This window comes from Salinibacterium sp. NYA9b (assembly GCF_976973725.1).
In genome coordinates this window covers 1,487,692-1,512,261 of record NZ_OZ333476.1, presented here as the reverse complement: position 1 = coordinate 1,512,261, position 24,570 = coordinate 1,487,692, and the positions used below count along the sequence as shown (strand labels likewise).

The window sequence follows — 24,570 nt, the reverse complement described above, 5'->3', positions numbered from 1 at the left end:
CATCCATCGGCGTGTCTTTGCGATGTCGCCGGCATGTTCTAGCGTTACCCCGTGAGTTATATCGAAGCAGTAGATCTCAAGAAGACGTATACGCCTAAGGGCGCAGCCCCGGTGCATGCCCTCGACGGCCTCAACTTGGAGGTTCCTCAGGGCACAGTAACGGCTCTGCTTGGTCCGAATGGTGCGGGCAAGACGACCACCGTGAAAGTCCTGACGACACTCATCCGCCCCGATTCAGGTTCAGCGACCATCGACGGTGTCGATGTCATCGCTTCCCCCGAGCGCATCCGCCCCATGATTGGCGTCTCCGGCCAATATGCCGCCGTCGATGAGAACCTCACTGGCTTCGAGAATCTCGATATGGTCGGCCGGCTTTACCACCTCGGCGCTAAGCAATCTCGCGAGCGAGCACGCGAACTTATCAACCTCTTCGACCTCACCGAAGCCCAAAACCGTCCCGTCAAAGGATTCTCCGGCGGCATGCGTCGCCGCATTGACCTCGCCGGTGCCCTTGTTATGCGCCCACCGGTGCTCTTTCTCGACGAGCCAACCACCGGTCTCGACCCGCGCAGCCGCATTGGCATGTGGGACGTCATTACAACGCTCGTGGGGGAGGGCACCACTGTGCTCCTCACCACCCAATACCTTGAAGAAGCAGACCAACTCGCCGACAGCATTTCTGTCATCGACGACGGCAAGGTCATTGCCCAGGGCACCTCAGATGAGCTCAAAGCATCCATCGGCGGTCAGCGAGTTGAAGTGAGCCTCGTGTCGCGGGATGACGCGACCGCCGCCCACGAGATCCTCACTCGTTTCGGCAGCACCGAACCTGCCGTGAGTCTCGACGGCCGCGGCCTGACCGTCAACGCGGAAGATGCTCCCGCCGCGCTGCAGTTGATTCTCACGGAGTTCGCGAGCCGCGGCATCCAGCTCTACGACGCAGGAATGCGTCGCCCCACTCTCGACGATGTGTTCCTCAAGCTCACCGGCCATACGGCAAGCGCCGACGAAACCGACACTGATACGACGGATGCAGCACCAGCACAGAAGGCACAGAAATGACCGCCACAGCACCCACGACAGCACCGAGCCCGACCGCCACGTCATCGGTCATGAACTGGCTGAATGACGGGTGGATCACCACCCGTCGCAACCTCATCAAGATCAAGCGTGTGCCCGACATCCTGGTCTTCACCACGTTGCAGCCCATTATGTTCGTGCTGCTCTTCACCTACGTCTACGCCGGCGTGATCGATATTCCCGGCAGCACGTACACCGAGTTCATCATGGCCGGCATCTTTGCTCAGACCGTGGTGTTCGGGTCAACCTATTCGGGCTCGGCGATGGCCCAGGACCTCAAAGACGGCATCATCGATCGCTTCCGCACTTTGCCTATGAGTCCCTCCGCGGTATTGGTCGGTCGAACCAACGGTGACCTTCTCATCAACTCGATATCGATGATCGTCATGATGGCCACGGGTTTGATTGTCGGATGGCGCATCAACTCGAGCCCGTTCGAAGCGATCGCTGCGATCGCTCTGCTCTTGCTCTTTGCTTACGCGCTGTCGTGGGTGATGGCATTTATTGGAATGAGCGTGCGCAGTCCAGAGGTCATCAACAACGTCTCGTTCTTGGTGCTCTTTCCGCTGACCTTCATCTCCAACGCCTTTGTTCCCGCCGAGACCCTCCCGGGACCGCTACGCACGTTCGCTGAGTTAAACCCTGTCTCAGCTCTCGTTCAGGCAGCCCGCGAGTTGTTCGGAAACACCCCGGCCGGGGCGGTGCAGTCCGATGTGTGGTCACAACAGCACCCCGTCCTTACGGTGCTGATTGGCATCGTCGTGATGCTCGCAATTTTCGTTCCGCTCGCGATCCGCAAGTTCGCGAGCATCAGCACGCGCTAAGCGTGAGAGCGCGACCACTCCTTGAAAAATCTAGGCAGTGGACCCCAACGGTGCTAAAGTGCGGATACTTAGAGACGCCCCACCCACCGGGGTAATTGCGCCACGATAAACCTCCGGGCGCACTCCGACACCGCCCGAAACGGAGTTCGAGATGTTCGCCACCCTTGGACACGTCGTCATGAAACTCTTCATGCTCGCCTGGGTCCACACATCTCCTCATTCGTGGCGCGGCCTCCCCAAACCGGAGGCTGGCCCACCCGTCCTCGTCGACGGACCCCACGTCCAGAAGGTTCTGCTGTGCGGCTCCGGAATCGTCGTGGGATACGGGGTTGCGTCTCACGAACTTGCCCTCGGGGGATCGCTCGCTCGCTCGCTCGCCGCTCTGACGGGTCAGGGCATCGAGGTTGCGACCGTCACGAGTGCTCGGCTGACAACACGCGAGGCGCAAGCAAAGGTCGCAGTAAGCGACCTCACCGACGTGAAAGCGGTCGTCTTGTCCTTCGGCGTCTTCGAGTCACTCACCTTCACCCCGGCCCGCACATGGGGACGCGACATGGCACGGCTCGTCGATTTTCTACTAGAGAACTCCACACCCGATGTCGGAGTCTTCATTTTGGGATGCGTGCCGCCCAAGATGTCACGCTTTCCCGATAGCTATCAACGCCGCATCCACCTGATGACCGAGCGCTACAACACAGAAATTGAGCGGTTGGTGGCACACCGCGAGCATGCCCACTATGTGCACTTCTCGCCACCCATCGAAGACCCTGAGGCAATCGACGGCCGTCAAAGTTATCGGGCGTGGGCCGACGCCATGGCCCCCGATGTCGCAGAATTCATTCTGAGCGGCTCGGTCAGCGAATAGTCGTTGGACCTTGTGCGGTTAGCCCTTGCGCGGTTGGGGGCGGAAGCTCTTTGCGCGCGCGGGGCGCTTCGACGCACCCTTACCGTTGTGGGTGCGTCCCGATGACCGAGCTCCGGTGCCCTTTTTGTTTCCGCTTCCCGACTTCTGGGCTGCTCGGCTCGGGGGAGTGTCCTCGCCAGCATCGTTGGCATTTCCGGTGCCGCGCGAACTGCGCGCCGTGCGACCACGCACGATGCCGATGAACTCTTCCACGAGCGGGTCGACTGAGCCATCGCGCCAGACCACAGCAACCTGCCACTCGGGGCCGTCGTCGAGCATCCGGGCAACAACGTCTTTTCGTGTCAACGCTCGAGCAACAGCTTGGGGCAGAACAGCAACCCCCACGTTGGCGGCGACGAGCTCGACCGCATCGCGCCAGTCGCCACGAATAACGTTCTCGGCCTCTAGGTCAGCGACAGCAAGCGAATCAAGCGCTTCGATGGCATGCCCTTTGGGAACAACAACGACGGCGCGCTCCGTATAGAGCGGAATAGCGGCGAGTGGCCGATCACTGTTCTCAGCACGGTCGACCGGAAGGCGCAGCAATGCGACATCAGCTGTTCCCGCCCGCAGCATGTCGAGCGCAGGCTCTTGTTCTGCTGCGACAAGATCGAGAGTCGTCTCGGGCAGGCGTTCATTCCAGACGCGAGCCCACTTACCGGGAGTCGCTCCGAGCACAAATGCGACCGTGAATGGTGAAGACATGTCTTCAGGTTAGTCTTGGGGGGTGCCAGTCCAGACCATGAAGCCCGCAACCGTCGCCAAAAAGCTGGGGATTTACCTCCCCGCCGCTCCGGAAGAGTTCCGCGATTCCGAGATCAGTCGCGAACAGTTCGCAGAATTGCTCGCCACTCCGCCCGAGTGGCTCACGCAGTTGCGTGCAGAAGGACCGCACCCACGGCAGGTTGTCGCCCAAAAGCTCGGCGTTTCCACGTCGGGGCTCGCCCGCGCCGGAGCACCCGACGTCATGACTTCGGATGAAATCAAGGCACTTCTCGTCGAAATGCCTGCGTGGCTCGTCGAGGAGCGCGCAGTTCACGCCGCCGTCAACAATGAGAACGCGCGAATCAAGACAGAGCGCGCCGCCAAAGCAGAACGCAAATAATTTCAGTTTTCCTCATTCTCGCTGGTTCTGAATAGTTTTCAGCTCTATACTCGTTACCTTGAGGGTGCCCGTGTCTGGGCGTTCGGGTGGGGAATTGATTGCTACGTAGCTATGCTGCGCTATTGGCGTGGCCAATAGTCAAACTGTGGCTTGCCGTGAAGCCACAACGGTGGCGCGCGCTCACTCTTCCCGCTGATGACCCCCGCGTCGAAGCGATTGGCCCCGATCCCGACCGCGTACTCCTTCTCGGTCCAGGAAAATCATCGGGCTATGGCGTGCACACGCATCAACTCGGACTCGGCGGTCATCTCGCTCGAGAACTGTCATCCCTGACCCAGCGCGGTTGCAGCGTCGACATTGTCTCCGACCCCTCGATGTCTGCCGCTGATACCGGTGTCGTCATCCGATGGGCAAACCTTGAACGATTTGACGCCCTTGTGCTCACGCTCGGCGGGGGAGATGCCCTGCGTTTCCGATCCCTTTTCGCTTGGCGAAGGGATGTCACTGACCTGTTGAACACGATCGAAGAGTGCGGCGGCGGCGCAATGCACACGTTCATCGTTGGCGTAGCTCCGCTCGATGACTTCGTGTCGCTTCCCGCACCGTTGCTGCGCATCGTCAACCACAACGTCGCCAATCTCAACGCGATTAGTCAGCAGTTGTGCTCTACTCGCCCGAGCGCGACCTTCGTTCCCGCCACGGCATCTGCGGGAAACACTCGGGTGTCGCTCGATAGCCCCACCTACGAGCACTGGGCCCGCGCACTTGCGCCCGCCGTTGCGCGTTCTCTCACTGCCGTGGCTGTGCCTCCCACTGAACGCCCCGGTTCGATCGTCACTCCGCCACCATTCGAGAGTTCAGTACTCACCCGCAAGACGGTGTCGACATCGTTGGCAACAATCATGAATTCGGCGCGCGAGCTTTTCGGCACAGCAGGCGCCGCTATTACCTTCCATGATCAAGACGCCCACTGGTTCACGTCGATATCGGGCGTTGGCTCGATGCATCGTGATGAAGCTGGCGCGTTCTGCAGCGCAGCGTTCACGGATCGTGGTCTTGTCGTTTTGGAAGACACCCTGAACGATGAACGGTTTGCCGATCATCCGTGGGTCATCGAAGGCCCGCGCATCAGGTTTTATGCTGGCTACCCGGTAGCAGCCCCCAACGGCGACATCGTGGGGGCCGTGTGTATCTTCGATACGGGGCCGCGCCGCTTCGATCCCAGCCACGAAACATTGCTGCGCGAGCTCGCTCATCGTGCAGAGACGGCGATACGCAGTCGATAATTGCCGTACCTTGGATACGGAGGTCATTTCTGAACTCCGAGAAAGGCTCCAATGTCTGGCACTGAGTGCATCCACGGCTTCGAAAACGGTCTCTGCGATTCCTGCTTTCCGAAGGCTGTCCCTGTCAAGCCGGTAACGCGTGCCACGACCTCTTCTCGCACCAAGCGAGTTCCCGGAACTCCTCGCGCGTCGAGCGCGAAGGTCCCGTCGCTGTCGGACCAGCGTGTGTATCACGTCACGCACATCAGCAACTTGGAGAGCATCCTTCGGGAGGGTCAGCTCGTCGCGGCCGCCTCAATTGAGGATGCAATCCTCGACATCAGTTCGCCCCTCACTCGCGAGCTCCGCAGCGCAGCGTCGCTCAGCACCGGCGAGCCTGTTGACCGTTACGTTCCGTTCAGCTTGGTCCCGGAATCCGCCGCGTGGCGCGAGCTCCGTGCCGGCGCCTCAGAACCGCGCTGGTCAGATGCCGCTCGCACTGCAACTCCCACAGATTTCGTGTTCTTGGTCAGCACTGTTCGCGCTCTCGGCGAGGATGCCGTTCTGGCAGATGGCGACGCCGCAGCAAGCTTGACGCGCTTCGCCACTGATGAAAAGGCCATCACCCGGATGCTCGGCAACCTGCGTGCCGATGAGCTCACCGACGACGCTGAAGTTCTCATTCATGGCTCCTTCGCTTTCGACGATGTGCAACTCGTCGGAGTTGCCAGTGACAAGGCTCGCGAGCGTGTGAAGTCGCTTCTTGATGGCGCCTCGTTTAAGACGAAGGTGGCGGTTTATCCGCCATGGTTCATTCTGTAAAGTTCGCGGTACCGTTGGTACATGGCCAACGACTTTTCGCACCACCCTGTTGATCCCACGTCGGCTGCTGCCCTCGCTGCAAGCGGATTGCGTTACGACCTAGTCGATACGTCTAATCGGGCTGCGTTCGAGGCGTGGTTTCAAGCTGATTCCCGTGGATTTCACGGCCCGGCGATGTCGAAAGAACAGGTCGATTCAAGTTTTGCCGGCGTAACGTATCGCCGCACGATCGGTGTTTGGGATGACCGCTTGGTCGCCCCGGAGGTTCCGGTCGCAACCACCAGTTCGTGGACCGAGCAGTTGACGGTTCCTGGCGGCACGAGCATTGCTGCGTGGGCTATCAGCTCGGTCACGGTGTCGCCGACGCATCGTCGTCGCGGAATCGCTCGTTCGCTTCTCGAAGGCGAACTGCGCTCGGCCGCTGCGATGGGTCTGCCGATGGCGATGCTCACCGTGTCGGAGTCGACGATCTATGGCCGCTTCGGATTCGGTCAAGCCGTCTTCGCTGCTGATCTCACGATCGATACGACTCGGGCTTCGCTCGTGGCTCATGAGCGCCGTGGCACGCTGCAGCACGTGGCACCCTCCGTCTTCGTCAGCGAAGCGCCTGCGGTGTTTGAACGTGTCCGTCTGGCCACTCCGGGACAAATCGCCGTGTGGCCGCTGCGCTGGGAGCAGATCGCCGGCACTTCGCCCGGCGATGAGGAATACACGAAGAACACCCGTGTGGTGCGATTCGACGACGAGAGCGGAACGCCCCGAGGCTTCGTGGTGTACCGGGTGGCGGGCGGCGGAGCCGACTTCACCCACCACAAGCTCACGGTCGATTATCTGCTGGCTGAGACTCCGGAGGCCTATGAGGCGCTGTGGCGCTTTGTGTTGGAGGTCGACCTGGTGCGTGAGGTGAAAGCAGAACTTCGCTCTATCGATGAACCGTTGCTGTGGCTGCTGTCCGACATGCGTGCCGCCAGAGTGTCCCCGATTGACCACTTGTGGTTGCGCATCCTCGATGTGCCCGCCTCGCTCACCGCTCGCACGTACTCGACGTCCGCCCAGCTCGGATTCGACGTCAGCGATGACCTCGGCTTCGCGCACGGCCGCTTTGTGCTCTCGACAGATGACGCCGGGATGCCGCAGGTGCGTCAGGTAGACGATCTTCCCTCCGATATTGCCTCGGTCTCACTCTCGGTCAATGAACTCAGCTCGCTGTATCTCGGCGGAGTCACGGCATCAGCGCTGGTTGCTGCCGGCCGCGTTCATGAGCTGACTGAGGGTGCTGCGGCGGTGGTGGAGCGTGTGTTCCACGCACCGACGACGCCGTGGTTGAGCATCTGGTTCTAGCCGTCACTCGTGCGCTGCTGGGCGTTGCTCACGGCGAACAGTGCGAGAATGAGTCCATGACTGCTGCCCTGAATCATGTCCACGATCTTGCCTCTTTTGTCTCCGCATCACCGTCGTCTTTTCACGCCGTAGCGGAGGCTGCGCGCCGTCTGCGTGACGCCGGTTTCAGCGAATTGCACGAGGCTGATGACTGGAATGGCGCGCGCACTCGCAAGGCAGCGAAGTACTTCGTGATCCGCGACGGTGCGATTGCGGCATGGATTCAGCCGACGAAGGCTACCGGCACGACGCCGTTCCGCATCCTCGGCGCCCACACTGATTCACCAAGCTTCAAGCTCAAGCCAAAGCCCACCACAGGCTCGGAGGGGATTCTTCAGGCCGGAGTTGAGATCTATGGTGGCCCGCTACTTAACTCGTGGCTTGACCGCGAGCTTGAGTTTGCTGGCCGGGTTACGTTCCGCGATGGCAGCACTGAGCTTGTACGCACCGGTCCGTTGCTGCGTTTTCCGCAGCTCGCCATTCACCTCGATCGTGGCGTCAATGACAAGCTCACGCTCAAGCGCCAAGCTCACATGAACCCCATGTTCGGTTTGGGCGAGCGCGACGACGCCGACGTGCTCGGTCATCTCGCCTCAATCCTGTCGTCGAAGGCAAAGAATCGTTCTGCTGAGGACATCGACGGGTACGACATTGTGGTTGCGGACACCGCGGCTCCCGCCGTCTTTGGTCTCGATGATGCGCTCTTCGCCTCCGGTCGTCTCGACAACCTGTCGTCAGTGCACGCCGGTCTCGTCGCTCTGCTCGGTCTCGACACCAAACTCGATCACATTCCGCTGTTCGTCGCGTTTGACCATGAAGAAATTGGTTCGGCATCACGCTCAGGTGCTGGCGGGCCGTTCCTCGCCGACCTCATTGCCCGCATCAGTGCTGGTTTGGGCGGTTCCGAAACGGATCGGATGCGTGCCGTCGCTGGCTCCTGGTGCCTGTCGTCGGATGCCGGCCACGCCGCGCACCCGAACTACCCCGAGCGTCACGATCCCGCCAACCGTCCGCGTCTTGGTGGGGGACCGCTGCTCAAGATCAACGCGAACCAGCGCTACGCCACCGATGCGCTTGGCGCTGCGGAGTGGGCTCGCGCGTGCCGTCAGGCTGGCGTTGAGTACCAAGAGTTCGTGTCGAACAACGACATGCCCTGTGGCTCCACCATCGGGCCCATTACGGCAACCCGGTTGGGCATCCGAACGATTGATGTGGGGCTTCCGTTGCTCTCGATGCACTCCGCTCGCGAGTTGTGCGGCGTCGCTGACCCGCTGGCGCTCAGTTCAGCAATCGCCGCGTTCTTCTCGCCCGAGTAAGGCGAGCGCTCGGCGCCCCAAGCCCGGCTGTACCGACAGCGCGCTCATGCGGCATCGCCGCTGATCGCCACGCTGTCTAAGCCGCGACGAGTTAGAACAGGGGAGCGATCTCGTCGGTTGCGCCCGGCAAGCTAGCGTCACTCGCAGTGGCTCCGGGGTAACCGGGGCCTGCGGGGCAGACCGAGCGACGCTGGAATGCTTCGGCAGCACCGCGCGCTCTGACATCCGCAGCCTCGTTGAGCGGATGCCCTACGTGCCCTCGGACCCATTCGAAGCGGTAGCGGCGGCCGGTGATGGCGTCGTCAATCTGCTTGATGAGGTCGACGTTCATGACGGGCTTGCCATCACCTTTGCGCCAGCCCTTTTTCTTCCAGCCGGGCATCCATTTGGTGATCGAGTTGATGACGTACTGGCTGTCGCACAAGATCAGCAGATCATCGTCAACATGCGCCGTTGCCCGGAACAACTGCAGCACCGCCATGAGCTCACCTTGGTTGTTGGTGGCGTGATCCCAGCCGCCAGCTGCCCAGGTGTTGTCGTCGACGTACCACGCCCATCCGGCTGGCCCGGGGTTGCCGAGCGCCGATCCGTCAGCAGCAGCAGTAATCGTCATAACAACCTTTCGAAGAACTCGCGGAGTGAGAGAACTGCCGCGTCCTATCGACTCTAGTAGCTGGTTATCACCACAGATTGTGCGGCACACACCTCTCTGAGGACGAATCGGTTTTAGGGTAGTACCGTGCCCGAAAACCCCACTCTCGTTCCTGCGCTTGAAATCAGCGGACTTACCAAGCGTTTTGGTGAGAAACTCGCCGTCAACGCTGTCGACCTCACGGTTCCCCGTGGATCTTTTTTCGGCCTCGTTGGTCCCAACGGTGCTGGCAAGACCACGACGCTCTCGATGGCCACGGGCCTTCTCCGGCCCGACGCTGGCACCGTTTCCGTGCACGGTCTTGATGTGTGGAGCAATCTGGTCGAGGCAAAGAGGCGCATCGGAGTGTTGAGCGATGGTGTTCGGCTCTTTGACCGCTTGACAGGCCTTCAACTCGTAACCTACGCGGGCCTCTTGAGCGGGATGGACCGTGCCGTCGTCGCGGAACGCGCCGCTGATCTTCTCGAGTTGTTCGACCTCGATGCCGTGAGTGGCACTCTCGTCGTCGATTACTCCGCCGGCATGACGAAAAAGATAGCGCTCGCCTGTGCTCTGATTCACGCCCCGCAGTTGCTCGTGCTCGATGAGCCGTTTGAATCCGTTGATCCGGTGTCTGGCGCCAATATCCGTGACATTCTGCACGGGTTCGTTGAGTCCGGCGGCACCGTCATCGTGTCCAGCCACGCCATGGATCTCGTTCAGCGCATGTGCGACCATGTTGCCGTGATCGCCGATGGTCGAGTGCTGGCATCCGGAACCACGGATGAAGTACGCGGCTCATCCACCCTCGAGGACCGCTTTGTGGAACTCGTCGGCGGGCGCCGTCACGGAAAGGGCCCCGAGTGGTTGCGCATCTCGTAAGGCTGCGCTTCAGGCTCCTTGCCAATTCGCTCACTCGAAGTCCGTGGCAGGCGGTTGCCGTGGTGCTCGGCACTGTCTACGGCATGTTCATGCTGTTCCTCGTGGTCGTGGGCCTCCTCTTCCTCAGTACGGCCCCCGAAAGCCTCGGGCGCACCGTCAGCGTTGTTGGCGGCGCCATTCTGGTGCTGGGATGGACCTTCCTACCGCTGCTGAGTTCGGGCATCGACGAAACGGTAGACCCGGCACGGCTCGCAACCTTCCCCATCCCCATCAACACGTTGCTGCTGGCCCTCGCCGTGAGCGGAGTTCTTGGGGTCCCCGGAATCATCACCACTCTGGCCGCGCTTGCAACGAGTCTGGTGTGGTGGCAAACGCCACTCATCGCAATCGTCGCTCTGCTCTGTGCGGCAATCGGTGCCCTTACGAGCGTCGTAGGGTCACGGATGCTCGCTGCCCTCACGGTGCGCATCTCGTCGGGGCGTCGAGCTCGTGAAGCAAAGACAGTGCTCGTGTTGATTCCGCTCTTGCTGCTCGGGCCGGCGGTGCTCGCGCTGTCCACACTGTTTCGTGAGCTTCGAACCGTGCTTCCGATCATCGCCGACGTGGTGGCCTGGACGCCGTTCGGGGCTATTTGGGCTGTTCCTGGTGATCTGGCTCTCGGGCGGCCGGGCGCAGCAGCTCTGCACGCCCTCATCGGCATCGGCACGCTCATCGCAGCGACCGCGGTGTGGCGCTGGGCATTGGATCGCGCCCTCGAGCGCCCGGCGACCTCCACATCCCACAGCAGTGCTCAACGCGGACTCGGTTGGTTTGCTGTTTTCTCCGGCACTCCCACGGGCGCCGTGGCAGCTCGGGCACTCACCTATTGGGCGCGCGACCCGCGCTACGCACAGTCGCTCATCAGCGTGCCGCTCGTGCCCGCGATCGTATTCTTCTATAGCGGAGCAAGCGGCGATTTGAGCGGTCTGCTCTTCGTCGGCCCCATCGTCGCGGTGCTTCTGGGCATGTCGATCTACACGGATGTGTCGTACGACAACACCGCTTTCAGCCTCCACTTGCAGTCCGGGGTGAGCGGCCGCTCCGATCGATGGGGAAGGGTGATCGCCGTGAGCGTCTTTGCCGTCCCTACGACGATCATCCTCACGGTTGCGAGCGTCTGGGTCAGTGATAGCTGGGAGAGACTGGCCGGGATGCTCGGCATCTCCCTTGGCCTCTTCATCACCGGTCTGGCACTGTCGTCGCTTGTTTCCGGTCGATTCGCGTTCGCTGTGCCAGCTCCCGGAGACAATCCATTCAAGTCCCGCCCCGGCGGGGGATTCACCCTCATGCTCTCGATGTTTGCATCGTGGACCGCATTGGCGCTCTTGGCTCTTCCCGAAATGGTGCTCGCCATTATCGGCTTCGCAACGTTCAACCAGTCACTCGGCTGGGTCTCTCTTGCCGTCGCACTCGTGCTGGGAGGCACGCTGCTGATCATTGGGGTGCGCTGGGGCGGAAAGCTGCTCGATGACCACGGGCCAGAGATGCTGGTGCAACTTCAACGCCAGAAGTAGCAGACCGTCGCTCTGAGCGTCGGCACCTCACAACGGCCGGCACCTCACCCGCGCCGGCGCTTCACAAGAATTGCAGAGCAGGCTAACGCGTGAGCAGCTCGGCCCGCTGAGGGTTAGCTTCGAACCAATCGGAAACGTACCAGCACATGGGCAGCACGCGCAGCACCGAATTCACTTCGACATCATCGACCGCAAACTTCACAAGCTGGGCCGCGTAACCCTTGCCGCGGTGAGCGGGCTGGGTATACGTGTGGTTGAAAGAGATAGACGATCCGTTAGTACGATAGTCCGCAACGGCAACTAGCGCGCCATCAACTTTCATGATGTACCGCGCAGCATCTTCCTCATGCACAAACTCTGTAGCCATAACTCTCTACCCTAGGCCGGAAGTGCCGCTTCGATGGCACCAACGATGGCCGGGTCATCCGGAACCACCGTCGGGCGAAAACGAGTGACGTCATCACCTGGCGTCACGAGGAACTTTTCGAAGTTCCACGCGACTCGACCAGCTTTGCCTGAACCATCCGCCGTCTTCTTGAGCTCGGCGTACAACGGGTGGGCTGACTTGCCGTTGAGCTTGACCTTCTCAAACATGGGGAACGTGACGCCCCAGGTCGTGGAGCAGTATTCCGCAATCGCTTCTTCCGTGCTCAGTTCCTGCAAGAACTGATTACTGGGGAAGCCCAAGACAGTGAAACCGCGATCACCATACGTCTTCTGCAGTTGCTCCAACTGCTCGTACTGGGGCGAAAGGCCACACCGTGATGCCACATTGACGATGAGCACCACCTTGTCTTGATAATCCGCCAGCGTCGTCTGGTTGCCGTCAATAGTGGTGAGGGGAATGTTTCTCAGTTCGGTCACGTTTCAAAACTACGCCCGCAGTCTGTACGCGCGCCGACGACATTCCGAATGTTGCCAGCGAGGGTCGGTAGCATGGGAGTTTCCCCACTTCCGCATTCGTGCGGTTCACCGAAAGTGAGTTCATGCCCGATAGCCCCCTGTCAGCAAGCGCGTACGAGGTGCTTGGTGTTGAGGCGTCGGCATCGGAGTCTGAGCTGAAGAAGGCATTTCGGCGGGCGCTCCGGGAGACTCATCCCGATACTGGGGGAGACCCCACACGGTTCGCAGCCGTTCAGGATGCGTGGGAACGTGTCGGAACGCCCGAGAAGCGACGTCACTACGACGCCGGGGCAGGATCACACGCTCGCTCCGCCTCCGGCAGTTCTTCTTCATTCTCGTCACGCGGGTCAGCGCCACCGCGGGAGGATTCCCGACCCCGCGCTCGAACCCACGGTCACCCTGGAGGATGGCGCCGAGAACGATTCCTCGCCAGTATGCGGGAATGGGCGGGCCGCGGTGTCTCGCTCGACAACCCTTACGACCCAGCCCTAGTGCGGAGCGCTCCGCGCGAAATTCGCCGGACCCTCGCCGACGCCCTCGCCGAAGAAGCGACCGCCCGCACCGTGAGTGCTCTCGGCATTGGGTTCACCATTTGGCACGACGTCTCCACCGGCCCCCCTGAGCGCAAAATCGATCACGTGGTACTCGGCCCGACAGGCCTCTACGCGATGCTCTCAGAAGACTTTGGTGGGCCCGTAAAGGTGCGCCGCGGCGAACTCATTGGGCCTGACGTTCAGCCCGAGAAGCCCATGCACGAACTTGCCTCGCGCGCCAAAACTCTTAGTCGGCAGCTGAAAGTCAATTTCACCTGCTTCGTGATCGTCGTGCCAGACGATGCGCTCGCCCAGCCCCAAGAATCACTCGGCACCGTCAAAGCTCAACCTGCCGTTGCTGTGCGTCAGAGCGTTCTGGCGCATCTGCTTCGCACAGGCCCAGAGTCGAGCCACGGGCGCCAACTGGGCGGCAACGAACTCTTTGATGTTCGCACTCGACTCTCGAACGGCATCCGCTTCGTCGAATAGCGAGGTGCCGGTCGCTGTTTCACGCGGCGACACTGAGCGTTCATCTGCGAGAAGCGCTTGGTGCGGCTGACGGTGTTGATCGCGGGAGTAGGGTGAACCCGTGAACACCAACGCCACGCTTGCTCGGCGATTGACCACAACTGATGCGACGGTCATCGGTGTGGGATCAATGATCGGTGCCGGCGTCTTTGCGGCGTTTGTTCCCGCGGCTCAGGCAGCAGGCGCCGGACTTCTAATCGGCCTAGGCATCGCAGCGATAGTCGCGTGGTGCAACGCGGCAGCAAGCGCCCAGCTGGCTGCGGTGTATCCCGTCGCGGGTGGCACCTATGTCTACGGTCGAGAGCGTTTGGGCCCCTGGTGGGGCTATTTCGCGGGGTGGTCCTTTATCGTCGGCAAGACGGCCAGTTGTGCCGCCATGGCTCTCGTTTTCGCGGCGTACGTAGCGCCGGACGGATGGGAAAAGCCCGTCGCTGTGCTTGGCGTGGTGGCTCTCACGATCGTGAACCTTCTCGGGGTCACACGCACTGCAGCAGCCACAAAGGTGATCGTCGTCTTCGTACTCGTAGTGCTTGTCGGCGTGTTGATAACCGTTGCGGCGTCGCCCCTCGTGGAACCCGAACCGCTCTCTCTCTCGGGGCCGATCGATGCGTACGGCGTGCTTCAATCAGCCGGCATTCTCTTCTTTGCATTCGCTGGCTACGCTCGGATCGCGACACTCGGCGAAGAAGTGTCCAATCCACACCGCGCCATCCCTCAGGCGATCATGATGGCTTTGGCCATCACGGCCGGGCTCTATCTGGTGCTTGCAATCACGATGTTGTCTGTCCTCGGCTCTGAAACCCTCGCTGCCTCTCAAGCGCCGATTGCTGACCTACTTGTCGCCGCTGGCTGGGGCTGGGCCACGGGCCTGATCTCGCTTACCGCTGGCGTAGCTGCGTTGGGCGCACTGCTGGCATTGATGGCGGGGATTGGTCGCACCGCCCTCGCAATGGCTCGAAACTCTGACCTACCGCGCTGGCTAAATGCCGTGCATCCTCGTTTCAGGGTCCCTCACCGCGCAGAATTGGTGCTCTCCGGTGTTGTAATCGCCGTCGTGCTTGTGTCGGACCTTCGCGGCGCAATCGCGTTTTCGTCCTTCGGCGTTCTGCTGTATTACTTTGTTGCCAACATCGCAGCCTTTACTCAACCTGCGACGCAACGCCGCATTCCCCGAGTCATCAATGTCATTGGGGCACTCGCGTGCCTCGTTCTCGTCGTCACGGTTCCGGTAGTGGGACTCGCGGTTGGAGCAGTAGTCCTTATGATGGGGATTCCTGTACGTTTGCTCTCCAATCGCCAATCTCGCAAACTTTCTGACCATGACGCATAGGCTGGTTCTCTCTTAAGAAAGAGGTAAATAGGTTCGTGATTCGCGTAATTAGCTACAACCTTCGCAAGCACAAGGCCGCCATCGAACTTGATGCGCTCGCCCAGACTCCTGATCTCGATGTTCTCTGTCTTCAGGAAGTCATTTCGTCTCAATTGCCCGACGAAATTGGGGGATTGCACTTGGCAGATTCGACCAAGAACAATCGGCTTGGCCTTGCCGTCTATTACCGCCGTGACCGCTACGAGCATCGCGCTAGCCAGTCGTTCGAGCTCAAAAAGTCTCTGCATGACCGCATTTTCACCCCGACCACTGAGCGCCTGGTCGGCACCCATCTTGTCGATCGCGCCACTGATGAGGACATGATCGTCGCATCGTTCCACGCGGCACCGCTGACCGCGCTCAATTCGCTTCGCCGTAACCAAATCAAGGCCGCGCACGAGATGCTTCACACCCTCGGGTCAGGTTCGCCTATCTTGATGGTCGGGGATTACAACTACCCTCTCTTCAAAGATGGCCTGACGCAGCGCGTCAAGCAGACCGGGTATGACCTTTCGTTGAGCGATCGCACCACGTACACGAACTACAAGTTCTTCCGTGGGCACTTCGATTTCGTCACATCGCAGGGGTTCTCGATCGAGGGCGTCGAGACGCTTGCGCGAGGGGTATCCGACCACTTGCCCATCTTGGTGACGGCCTCGTACGGCACTGAAAGCACGCATAAGTCAACAATGTCGGCTGAGCCGCTCGCGAGCTAACTCTCCACTCTGTGAGTCACACAACGAGGGCCCACTACGCAATTGCGTAGTGGGCCCTCGTTGTGTGTCGCGAACGTTGTTTGTCACGAACGTTCTGTGCCGCGAACGGTGCCGTCAGCGGACTGTGACTAGCCTTCGCCGCCGAGATTTCCGGCAAGACGCTCGTGCATGTACTGGCTGGCTTCGTTCATGCCGACGAGAACGACGCGCTTTTCTAGACGCTCGTATTTCGTCGTGATCGCGTCTAGCGCCGCAACCGTCGATGCGTCCCAAATGTGGGAGTTCGACATGTCGATGATGATGCGGTCCGGGTCATCGGTGTATTCGAACTGTGTTGTGAGGTCATTGCTCGAAGCGAAGAACAGCTCTCCGTTGACACGGTAGTAGGCGGTCGGCACAGCCTCGTCATCGGGCAGCGTGCGCTCAACTGTCGCGAAGTGCGCAACGCGGCGTGCAAAGGCAACCATCGCGACGATCACTCCGACTAGCACGCCAATTGCAAGGTTTTCGGTTGCTACTACGACGGCAACGGTTGCGACCATCACGGTCGTTTCGCTCTTCGGCATGCGCTTGAGCGTCGACCAGCGGATGCTGTGCCAGTTGAACGTCGAGATTGAGACGATGATCATGACTGCCACCAGCGCGGCCATCGGGATGATCGCGACGACGTCGCCCAAAACCACCACCAGGATGAGCAAGAAGATGCCGGCGAGGAAGGTCGAGATGCGGGTGCGCGCTCCCGATGCCTTCACGTTGATCATGGTCTGGCCGATCATTGCGCAGCCGCCCATGCCACCGAAGAGACCGGAGAGCACGTTGGCAACGCCCTGGCCCCACGCCTCGCGAGTCTTACGCGAGTGGGTGTCGGTAATGTCGTCGACCAGCTTGGCGGTGAGGAGCGATTCGAGCAGTCCCACGAGAGCCATTGCGATCGCGAACGGTCCGATGATCTGGAGAGTCTCCAGGGTCAGCGGCACGTTGGGAATGAAGAGCTCCGGCAGGCTACGGGGAAGTTCACCCTGGTCGCCAACGGTGGGGACTGCAATGGCCATCGTGACTGTGATGACTGTCAGGAGCACGATAGCGACGAGGGGTGCGGGAATCACCTTTGTGAGTCGTGGCATCAGCACCATAATGAACAGCCCCGCTCCGACGAGGGGGTAGACCATCCACGGCACGTGAATGAGGTGTTCAAGCTGAGCCATGAAAATCAGGATCGCGAGCGAGTTCACGAAGCCAAGCATTACGCTGCGCGGGATGAAGCGCATGAGCTTGGCAACACCAATCACGCCAAGGAAAACTTGAAGCAGACCGCCGAGGATGACCGTCGCGATGAGGTAGTCCATGCCGTATTCACGCGCGACGGGCGCGATCACGAGAGCAATCGCTCCGGTTGCCGCAGTAATCATTGCGGGGCGGCCGCCAAGGAAGGCGATGGAGACAGCCATCACGAAGGAGGAAAAGAGCCCAACTCGTGGGTCGACTCCGGCGATGATCGAGAACGAGATTGCTTCAGGGATCAGGGCGAGAGCAACGACCAACCCGGCCAAAACCTCTCTAGTGAGGATGCGTGGCGTGCGCAGTGCCGTCATTACTGACGGATCTGCACGGTACCGGTTTGACTTGGGTGCTTGAGCAATGGCGATGAGATTCTCCTACGGACAGTGCTGCGCGGTCGCGCGGCGGGAAAAAGAGTGAGGAGCCTGAGTGCGTGATTCGCACGACTCATTGCCGGCGACAATGCTGACAAGAGACCAGAGATGATCCGATCAGACGAGAGCGGACGACAGTAGGTGTGTCTGAGTCCTCGTCCACGATAGCCGATCGCGCAGATTCATGGGTGACTCCCAGCCTGCGCGACGCCGTTAGAACAGTCGGGTGCGAGTAAAGACGCCAGCGAAGAGCGCATGGGTCAGAGGAAGCGCCGAGCTAATCATCAGCACCAGGCCGAGCGTCGGATCGGTGGAGCGCAGCAGAATGCCACCGATGAGAAGCGCCGTGAAAAGAACAGAAGAGAGCACACGACGAACTAGCTGTTCAATGGCGCGAAGGCGCTTATCGGCGCTTGGCGTCTCGACGGCGAGTTGGCCACGCTGCATGAGGGTCGCAACGCTCTCGAGTTGCTGCGGGAGGCGCAGAATGAGGCCAGCGGATGACAGAGCTTGTTTCGCGAGCTCCTTCACTGTTCCGCCGCCTTCGTTGCGGGCAAGACGTGCGGCGAACGGCTCAATCGCGGTCCACACGTTGTAGCCGGGGTTGAGGTCGCTGGCGACGCCAGACGTGACCGACACTGCACGGATGATGAGCAGAAAGTTTTCGGGTAATTGAAACGGCATGGTGCGTACGACTTCGCTGAATTCGTTGCCAAACGCACGAAACTCTTGGGGATCGACCTGTTGAAGTTCGCTAAAGCCCATTCCGCCGAAGCGGTCGAACAGTTCTCCCATGGCGCGTTCGAGAGGCGCGCTTTCAGCGGTGCGCAAGAGGATTCCCATGTCCCGCACGCTCGCGACCAGCCCGGGGGCATCTCTCGCGGCTGCGGCAATGATGAGGCGTTGAAGACCGCGACTGAGGTTCTCGGGGACTTCGCCCATCATCCCGAAGTCGATAAACGTCAGCGTCCATGCCGGGGTGGACACGTCGGCACGGGCAGGATCTGCCGGCGTCACGAAGATGTTTCCCGGATGCGGGTCGGCATGGAAGAAGCGATGAATGAAGAGTTGTTCAAACATTGCGCGCGACAACTCGTCGGCAACTTCGGCAGGATCAATTCCAGCCGCGATAAGCCGTGCATGATCGTTGATCTTGATGGCGGTCGCGTCGGCGAGGGTCAGAATCCGGCGAGTCGACCGCTCCCAGACCACATCAGGAGCGCCAATGCGGGGGTCGTCAGCGAAGTTCTCCGCGAAGCGTTCAGCGTTGCTGCCCTCATTGAGATAGTCAATCTCTCGCAAGCTAATAACGGCGAACTCTTCGAGCAGAGCGGGCAGATCGACGCGCCGAGATACAAAGCGAACGCGACTGAGCCATCGGGCAACCCGGCGAAGGGCTGCGAGGTCGACGGTGATGATGTCGGCGATACCTGGTCGCTGCACCTTCACTACGACACCGGAGAAACCGACATCCATCGCGTCGCTAGGAGTGAGGCGTGCTCGGTGCACTTGACCGAAGGATGCCGCGGCCACGGGCGTTGCATCGAAGTAGTCGTAGGCACGTTCGAGAGGAATGCCGAGTTCTCGTTCGACACTCTCGCGGATGAGTGTGAAATCGACCGCAGGAACTTCATCCTGCAGTCCCTCAAGTTCGCGCGTGATCTCGCCCGGAAGCACGTCGAGGCGCGACGACATGAATTGCCCGACTTTGATCATGAGCCCGCCGAGGTCGACCGCGAGGCTGTGAAAACTCCGAGCGATATGGGCTGCACGCGCAAGACGGCGTCGGGCAGCAATCCGTTCGAGCCCGAAGCGTGGCAGAACGAGTTCGAACCACCACTCGAGGACCATGTACCGGGCAGCAAAGCGCAGGATACGACGATAGCGAGCGCGCAGCTGTCGAGTGTCGGTCATCAATTCTCCCTAGTGCCGACGATGGCGGCTTGTCCGCTCAGTCTTGGGCGAGGATTGCGTAAAGCTTACGGCGCGCATCATCGATAACACTGATGGCTTCTTCCACCTGTTCGGGGTTTCCGGTGCGCATCAGCGGCACAACTGCCTCCGCCAGTTTCGCGGCGGCGTGGGGGAGTGCGGTGGGGCGCGAGGAGTCCTTCGCTTCAGAGTTCTCCCACGGAGCTGGGCGGCCAGCCTGAGCTTCGCCGTGGCCCTTCTCAGTGAGCGTGTAGGTCTTCTTGCCGTCGGCTTCGTGCGCTTCGATCAGCCCTTCGTCCGCGAGCAACTGAAGGGTGGGATACACGGAGCCGGGGCTCGGCTTCCACGCTCCATTACTGCGCTTGTCGATTTCTCGAATGATTTGGTAGCCGTGCATTGACTCCTCCGCCAGCAGGGAGAGGATGGCGACGCGAACGTCTCCGCGGCCCATGCGGGGGACTACCCGACGTTCGAACTCGGAGCGCACGTTGTCGAGCGCGTCCCAGAGTCCTTTGCCTGCGTGGTCGAATGCGTCTGCGAACGGACGGCGAGAATCCCGGCCGCCGGTTCCGAATGAGTTGTTCATGCTGATCCTCCAGTCGGTGGATGCGGGGCACGAGCGGCCTCGCCGATACTCAACGATACATCGTTACGATTCGCTCTCCACAAAGCTCAGCGAACCCGCAGCATTCTCGTCGATGGCAGCGGCGACCGAGTCAGTTCGCTGTGATCGTGCAGGTGGGAGGAGTTAACTGGGGGCATGGCAGCTACCGTCTCAGATCAGCTCATCGGCCAACTACAACACGCAGGGGTCACCCGCATCTACGGAATCGCGGGTGACAGCCTCAACCCCATCGTCGACGCGGTGAGGCGCACCGGCGGGTCCGCCAAAGGCGGCATCGATTGGATTCATGTCCGCAACGAAGAGGCCGCAGCATTCGCGGCCAGCGCCGATGCACAACTGACCGGACAGCTCGCGGTCTGCGCCGGCAGCTGCGGGCCTGGCAATCTGCACCTCATCAATGGCCTCTTCGATGCGCACCGCAGTGGTGCGCCGGTGCTGGCAATAGCCAGCCAGATTCCCTCGGCTGAAATCGGCAGCGAATACTTCCAAGAGACTCATCCTGACCGCCTCTTCGTCGAGTGCTCCAACTACCGCGAACTTATCTCAACGGCCGCACAAGCTCCCCGAGTTGTGAACTCCGCACTTCGCCATTCGATTAGTCTCGGCGGAGTCTCCGTCATCACGCTTCCCGGAGACATCGCCGGGCTCGACGCTGTCGGCAGCGCACCACAGCTGGCTCGCCCGGGTATTCCGGTCTTGGCCCCTGCGGCTACCGATGTGGCGTCTCTCGCTGAGGCCATCAATTCATCAGAACGGATCGCGATCTTCGCGGGAGCCGGAGTGGCGGGCGCGCACGATGAGGTCGTAGCGTTCGCAGATCTGCTTGCCGCCCCGGTCGGCCACACCCTCCGGGGCAAAGAATGGATCCAGTACGACAACCCGTTCGATGTCGGGATGACCGGAATGTTGGGTTACGGCGCAGCGCACGATGGCATCCACGATGCCGATCTCCTCATCCTGCTCGGCACCGACTTTCCCTACGAACAGTTCTTGCCAGATGGCTCACACGAACGAATCGCTCAAATCGACACGAAGGCAGAGCATTTAGGGCGACGCACCAACGTCGACATCCCTGTTCACGGCGACGTGGCAGCCACTATCTCCGCCGTGACACCGTTGATCACGAACCGCCCCAACCGGAGCTTTCTGGAGAAGACCCTCAAACGTCATCACCGTCTGTTGAATAGCGTGGTTGACGCCTATGCCAAGAATGTCGACAAGAAGATTCCGATTCATCCTGAGTTCGCCGCGTCGCTGCTCGACGATCTCGCCAGCGACGACGCGATCTTCACGGCCGACACGGGCATGTGCAATGTATGGCAGGCCCGCTACATCAACCCCAACGGCCAGCGCCGTCTCATCGGCTCATTCCTGCACGGCTCGATGGCGAACGCTCTACCTCAGGCCATTGGCGCTCAAATGAGCCACCCTGACCGGCAGGTGATCGCAATGTGCGGTGACGGGGGACTCTCAATGTTGATGGGCGAACTGATTACTGTCGCCGCGCACAAACTGCCGGTAAAGATCGTCGTCTTCAACAACTCGACCCTAGGCATGGTCAAGGTCGAGATGCTTGTTGACGGCTTTCCCGACTTTGGCGTGGATGTTCCGTCCGTTGACTTTGCGGCGGTAGCGAATGCTCTCGGAATCTTTAGCCAGCGAGTAGAAAAGCCCACCGACATCCACTCGGCACTTGAAGCGGCGCTCGCCCACGACGGGCCAGCGCTCGTCGATCTCGTTACCGATCCGCTTGCCCTGTCTCTTCCGCCCACCATCACCGGAGAAATGGCCCGTGGCTTCGCACTTGCGATGTCGAAAGTGGTCATGAATGGGGGAGCGGGCGAGGCTGTGAAGCTCGCGAAAAGCAACATTCGGTTGCTCCCGGGCGCCCTGTAACCCGGCCATATCAGGCGCCTGCGGAAGCTCCCACGAGTTTCTGCAGGCGCGCATTCTGGCCAGTGTGATCCGTCAGGGCAAAAAAATAGCTCGGACCCATAATCATGGATCCGAGCTATTTCGATGTCTTACGACACCTCGCTGTGCGCGAAGGGGGACTTGAACCCCCACGCCCTTTCGGGCACTAGCACCTCAAGCTAGCGCGTCTACCAATTCCGCCATCCGCGCGCATCTGCGGCGCTACAAGAGCACCGCCGAGATAAGAGAATAGCATCCTTTTTGAGCACCAGATGACGCCATGAATAACCACCAGCGAGAGTCCTGTTTCGGGTATGCCGTGGCGTGCAGATATTTACTGGCGAGACGGCTAGCGTGGGCATATGACTTCTGAGCCAGAACTCGAGCGCACAGCACGCATTGCGCAAGATCTCATCCGTTTTGATACTTCCAACTATGGGGAGGGTCGATCGAACGGCGAGACTGATGCAGCCGAATATTTGGGTGCGTTGCTCGAGGAGATGGGCCTCACCACTCAATACTTCGATGCTGCCACCGGCCGCACGACGGTCATTGCCAAGGTGGAAGGCAGCTACGACACCGAGTCTTCTGCGCCGCACGCGAAAGAGCGTCCGGCACTGATTCTGCACGGCCACACGGATGTCGTGCCGGCTGATCCCAAGAACTGGTCAGTAGATCCGTTCGGAGGAATCATCCGCGACGGCCTCCTGTGGGGCCGCGGCGCCGTGGACATGAAGAACATGGATGCCATGATCATCACGGCGCTCGGCGACATTCTGGGAGCCGGCAAGCGCCCCGCTCGCGACCTCACGATCGCCTTCTTCGCTGACGAAGAAAACGGCGGCGAATACGGTTCGCACTTCATGGTCAAGAAGCACCCCGAAATTTTTGCGGGAGCAACCGAAGCCATCAGTGAGGTGGGCGGCTACTCTGTCGATCTCCAGGGCCAACGCGCTTACCTTTTGCAGACGGGCGAAAAGGCTCTTATGTGGATCAAGCTCACCGCTCGGGGCATGGCCGCTCACGGCTCGCGCGTTATCAGCGACAACGCTGTCACGAAGCTCGCGGAAGCTATCGCGATCCTTGGCCGCCAAGAGTGGCCAGTGCATCTCACTGACACTACGAAGCTGCTCATCTCTGAGCTCTCGCGCATTCTCGACATTGATCCAGAAGAGGTCGGTCCCGATCAGTTGATTCTGGCTACCGGTACCGCTTCCGGGTTCCTGCAGGCGACGTTGCGCACCACAAGCAACCCGACGCTACTGAAGGCCGGCTACAAGCACAACGTTATTCCAGACGTCGCAGAAGCACTCGTCGACATCCGCACCCTTCCCGGCGAAGAGGATGCGGTGCTCGCGCAAGTGCGTGCGCTCTTGCCCGATGAGATCGAGATCGAGATGATGCACCGCGACATCGGCCTCGAAACAAGTTTCGATGGGCCCCTTGTCGATGCGATGGTCGCTAGCCTCGGAGTCTTCGATCCCGGTGCCCCTGTTTTGCCGTACCTCATGTCGGGTGGCACGGACAACAAAGCGCTCAAGCTTCTCGACATCACCGGCTATGGTTTTGCTCCGTTGCAGTTGCCGCCCGAGATCGACTTCCCGGGGATGTTCCACGGCGTTGACGAACGTGTGCCGTTGGACGCATTAGTCTTTGGCAGGCAGGTCTTGGGAGACCTGCTTCTCAAGTACTAGTTCTTACCTAAACGGGAGCGTTCCATGGGGTTCATTGAGGCCATAATTCTCGGGCTTGTTCAGGGCCTCACGGAGTTTCTTCCGATCTCTTCGAGCGCCCATTTGCGCATCATGGGCGAGTTTTTGCCCTCCGCGAGCGACCCGGGTGCCACATTCACGGCAATCACCCAGTTGGGCACTGAGCTCGCCGTCATCCTCTTTTTCCGCAAAGATATCGCTCGCATTCTGAGTCGCTGGTTTCAGCAATTCCGAAAGCCTCATGGTTCCCACGGCGAGAAGATCGATCGGAATCATCCGGATGTACGGCTCGGCTGGCTTGTCATCATCGGCACTATTCCCATTGTGCTCGTGGGCTATTTCGCTCAGGAGTACATCCGTTCGACGTTCCGTTCACTCTGGTTGGTTGCCACAGTCCTGATCGTGTTCGGCATCATCTTGGGAATCGCTGACTACCTCGGCAAGCGCACGCGCGCTCTGGAAGACATGAGCTACGGCCATGGCATCACGATTGGCCTTGCCCAGATGCTCGCCTTGGTACCGGGTGTCTCACGGTCAGGATCGACGATGACAGCGGGCCTCGCTCTCGGCTACACGCGCCCCGCTGCGGCACGCTTTGGCTTCTTACTGGCGATCCCTGCCGTCTTCGGCAGCGGACTCTATGAGCTCGTGCACAGCTTTGGCGAGCCCAACCAAGTATTTACCTATGCAGAAACGGCCGTCGCCACGGTGATTGCATTTTTCGTGGGCTACGTCGTGATCGCAGCGCTTATGCGCTACATCGAAAAGCGTTCGTTCCTGCCGTTTGTCATCTACCGCGTGGTCTTGGGCGTGACGCTGTACGTGCTGCTGTCGCTCAACGTGATTCAGCCGGTCTAGCCGCACTAGAGTTTCGGGCCGGGCTCGTCATGTTGCCCTGGCCCTTTCCACGGTCAGAACACCGAA

At 60.5% G+C, this 24,570-nt stretch carries 23 protein-coding genes and 1 tRNA gene; 16 read left to right on the top strand and 8 right to left on the bottom strand.

Translation table 11 applies throughout. The features are described 5' to 3' along the window. Nucleotides 1-51: 51 nt before the first annotated feature. The 3 genes from ACWFSR_RS07245 (at nt 52) to ACWFSR_RS07235 (ending at nt 2,769) form a co-directional block, all read left to right on the top strand. On the top strand, nt 52-1,062 hold the full coding sequence (locus ACWFSR_RS07245; protein WP_197105612.1) for an ATP-binding cassette domain-containing protein: 1,011 nt from the start codon (nt 52-54) through the stop codon (nt 1,060-1,062). Next, nucleotides 1,059-1,904 carry an ABC transporter permease gene (locus ACWFSR_RS07240; protein ID WP_197109952.1) on the top strand — a complete coding sequence of 282 codons (846 nt, stop codon included), beginning with the start codon at nt 1,059-1,061 and terminating at the stop codon, nt 1,902-1,904. Before ACWFSR_RS07245 ends, ACWFSR_RS07240 begins: the two co-directional genes overlap by 4 nt. A 151-nt stretch (nt 1,905-2,055) precedes the next feature. Continuing rightward, nucleotides 2,056-2,769 (top strand): GDSL-type esterase/lipase family protein, encoded by a 714-nt coding sequence (locus ACWFSR_RS07235; protein ID WP_447522095.1) that lies wholly within the window; start codon nt 2,056-2,058, stop codon nt 2,767-2,769. An 18-nt stretch (nt 2,770-2,787) separates the two neighbouring features. On the opposite strand, the gene ACWFSR_RS07230 is transcribed toward ACWFSR_RS07235, so the two are convergent. Continuing rightward, complete coding sequence (locus ACWFSR_RS07230; RefSeq protein WP_447522094.1) at nt 2,788-3,513, bottom strand: LysR family substrate-binding domain-containing protein; 726 nt, start codon at nt 3,511-3,513, stop codon at nt 2,788-2,790. Nucleotides 3,514-3,550: 37 nt separating this feature from the next. Between ACWFSR_RS07230 and ACWFSR_RS07225 the strand changes: the two genes are divergently transcribed. The 5 genes from ACWFSR_RS07225 to ACWFSR_RS07205 all read left to right on the top strand — a co-directional run bounded on the left by ACWFSR_RS07225 (nt 3,551) and on the right by ACWFSR_RS07205 (nt 8,696). Continuing rightward, complete coding sequence (locus tag ACWFSR_RS07225) at nt 3,551-3,913, top strand: DUF5997 family protein (RefSeq protein ID WP_197107118.1); 363 nt, start codon at nt 3,551-3,553, stop codon at nt 3,911-3,913. A 155-nt stretch (nt 3,914-4,068) separates the two neighbouring features. Next, nucleotides 4,069-5,199, top strand: coding sequence for a GAF domain-containing protein (locus ACWFSR_RS07220; RefSeq protein WP_307783875.1), 1,131 nt, complete (start codon nt 4,069-4,071; stop codon nt 5,197-5,199). Between the two features lie 51 nt (nt 5,200-5,250). Then, nucleotides 5,251-6,000: a DarT ssDNA thymidine ADP-ribosyltransferase family protein gene (locus ACWFSR_RS07215; RefSeq protein WP_447523430.1), complete on the top strand. Its 750-nt coding sequence runs from the start codon at nt 5,251-5,253 to the stop codon at nt 5,998-6,000. A 21-nt stretch (nt 6,001-6,021) separates the two neighbouring features. Further along, nucleotides 6,022-7,341: a GNAT family N-acetyltransferase gene (locus ACWFSR_RS07210; protein ID WP_447523429.1), complete on the top strand. Its 1,320-nt coding sequence runs from the start codon at nt 6,022-6,024 to the stop codon at nt 7,339-7,341. Between the two features lie 56 nt (nt 7,342-7,397). Continuing rightward, nucleotides 7,398-8,696, top strand: coding sequence for a M18 family aminopeptidase (locus tag ACWFSR_RS07205; protein WP_447523428.1), 1,299 nt, complete (start codon nt 7,398-7,400; stop codon nt 8,694-8,696). A 91-nt stretch (nt 8,697-8,787) separates the two neighbouring features. Here the strand turns inward: ACWFSR_RS07205 and ACWFSR_RS07200 are convergent, their stop codons facing one another. Then, nucleotides 8,788-9,309: an RNase H family protein gene (locus tag ACWFSR_RS07200; RefSeq protein ID WP_197124587.1), complete on the bottom strand. Its 522-nt coding sequence runs from the start codon at nt 9,307-9,309 to the stop codon at nt 8,788-8,790. A gap of 126 nt (nt 9,310-9,435) precedes the next feature. On the opposite strand from ACWFSR_RS07200, the gene ACWFSR_RS07195 reads away from it, so the two are divergent. Beyond that, nucleotides 9,436-10,209, top strand: a complete 774-nt coding sequence (locus tag ACWFSR_RS07195) for an ABC transporter ATP-binding protein (protein ID WP_197109956.1) — start codon at nt 9,436-9,438, stop codon at nt 10,207-10,209. Between the two features lie 59 nt (nt 10,210-10,268). Then, on the top strand, nt 10,269-11,762 hold the full coding sequence (locus tag ACWFSR_RS07190; RefSeq protein WP_447523427.1) for a transporter: 1,494 nt from the start codon (nt 10,269-10,271) through the stop codon (nt 11,760-11,762). A gap of 82 nt (nt 11,763-11,844) precedes the next feature. Here ACWFSR_RS07190 and ACWFSR_RS07185 read toward each other — a convergent pair whose 3' ends face one another. Next, nucleotides 11,845-12,129 (bottom strand): GNAT family N-acetyltransferase, encoded by a 285-nt coding sequence (locus tag ACWFSR_RS07185; RefSeq protein WP_197105603.1) that lies wholly within the window; start codon nt 12,127-12,129, stop codon nt 11,845-11,847. Between the two features lie 11 nt (nt 12,130-12,140). Then, nucleotides 12,141-12,626, bottom strand: coding sequence for a glutathione peroxidase (locus ACWFSR_RS07180; RefSeq protein ID WP_307783878.1), 486 nt, complete (start codon nt 12,624-12,626; stop codon nt 12,141-12,143). 122 nt (nt 12,627-12,748) lie between these two features. Between ACWFSR_RS07180 and ACWFSR_RS07175 the strand changes: the two genes are divergently transcribed. The 3 genes from ACWFSR_RS07175 to ACWFSR_RS07165 all read left to right on the top strand — a co-directional run bounded on the left by ACWFSR_RS07175 (nt 12,749) and on the right by ACWFSR_RS07165 (nt 15,811). Next, nucleotides 12,749-13,687, top strand: coding sequence for a DnaJ domain-containing protein (locus ACWFSR_RS07175; protein WP_447523426.1), 939 nt, complete (start codon nt 12,749-12,751; stop codon nt 13,685-13,687). A 100-nt stretch (nt 13,688-13,787) separates the two neighbouring features. Then, a complete protein-coding gene (locus tag ACWFSR_RS07170; protein ID WP_447523425.1) occupies nt 13,788-15,056 on the top strand; it encodes an APC family permease in 1,269 nt (422 codons plus the stop codon). Nucleotides 15,057-15,094: 38 nt separating this feature from the next. Then, nucleotides 15,095-15,811 (top strand): endonuclease/exonuclease/phosphatase family protein, encoded by a 717-nt coding sequence (locus tag ACWFSR_RS07165; protein WP_197107114.1) that lies wholly within the window; start codon nt 15,095-15,097, stop codon nt 15,809-15,811. A gap of 128 nt (nt 15,812-15,939) precedes the next feature. Here ACWFSR_RS07165 and ACWFSR_RS07160 read toward each other — a convergent pair whose 3' ends face one another. The 3 genes from ACWFSR_RS07160 to ACWFSR_RS07150 all read right to left on the bottom strand — a co-directional run bounded on the left by ACWFSR_RS07160 (nt 15,940) and on the right by ACWFSR_RS07150 (nt 19,981). Next, nucleotides 15,940-17,403 (bottom strand): SulP family inorganic anion transporter, encoded by a 1,464-nt coding sequence (locus ACWFSR_RS07160; protein WP_197105600.1) that lies wholly within the window; start codon nt 17,401-17,403, stop codon nt 15,940-15,942. Nucleotides 17,404-17,676: 273 nt separating this feature from the next. Continuing rightward, a complete protein-coding gene (locus ACWFSR_RS07155) occupies nt 17,677-19,377 on the bottom strand; it encodes an ABC1 kinase family protein (RefSeq protein ID WP_447523424.1) in 1,701 nt (566 codons plus the stop codon). Nucleotides 19,378-19,414: 37 nt separating this feature from the next. Further along, the gene (locus ACWFSR_RS07150; protein ID WP_197105598.1) at nt 19,415-19,981 is read right to left on the bottom strand and encodes a PadR family transcriptional regulator; all 567 of its coding nucleotides are present in this window, start codon (nt 19,979-19,981) and stop codon (nt 19,415-19,417) included. Nucleotides 19,982-20,155: 174 nt separating this feature from the next. Here ACWFSR_RS07150 and ACWFSR_RS07145 point away from each other — a divergent pair, with 174 nt between their 5' ends. After that, nucleotides 20,156-21,916: a pyruvate dehydrogenase gene (locus tag ACWFSR_RS07145; RefSeq protein WP_447523423.1), complete on the top strand. Its 1,761-nt coding sequence runs from the start codon at nt 20,156-20,158 to the stop codon at nt 21,914-21,916. A 144-nt stretch (nt 21,917-22,060) separates the two neighbouring features. Here the strand turns inward: ACWFSR_RS07145 and ACWFSR_RS07140 are convergent. Beyond that, nucleotides 22,061-22,144: transfer RNA gene (locus ACWFSR_RS07140), tRNA-Leu, on the bottom strand. A 152-nt stretch (nt 22,145-22,296) separates the two neighbouring features. Here ACWFSR_RS07140 and ACWFSR_RS07135 point away from each other — a divergent pair. Both ACWFSR_RS07135 and ACWFSR_RS07130 read left to right on the top strand, forming a co-directional pair. Further along, complete coding sequence (locus ACWFSR_RS07135; protein WP_197105596.1) at nt 22,297-23,628, top strand: M20/M25/M40 family metallo-hydrolase; 1,332 nt, start codon at nt 22,297-22,299, stop codon at nt 23,626-23,628. 24 nt (nt 23,629-23,652) lie between these two features. Then, the gene (locus ACWFSR_RS07130; RefSeq protein WP_197105595.1) at nt 23,653-24,504 is read left to right on the top strand and encodes an undecaprenyl-diphosphate phosphatase; all 852 of its coding nucleotides are present in this window, start codon (nt 23,653-23,655) and stop codon (nt 24,502-24,504) included. Nucleotides 24,505-24,570: the final 66 nt, after the last annotated feature.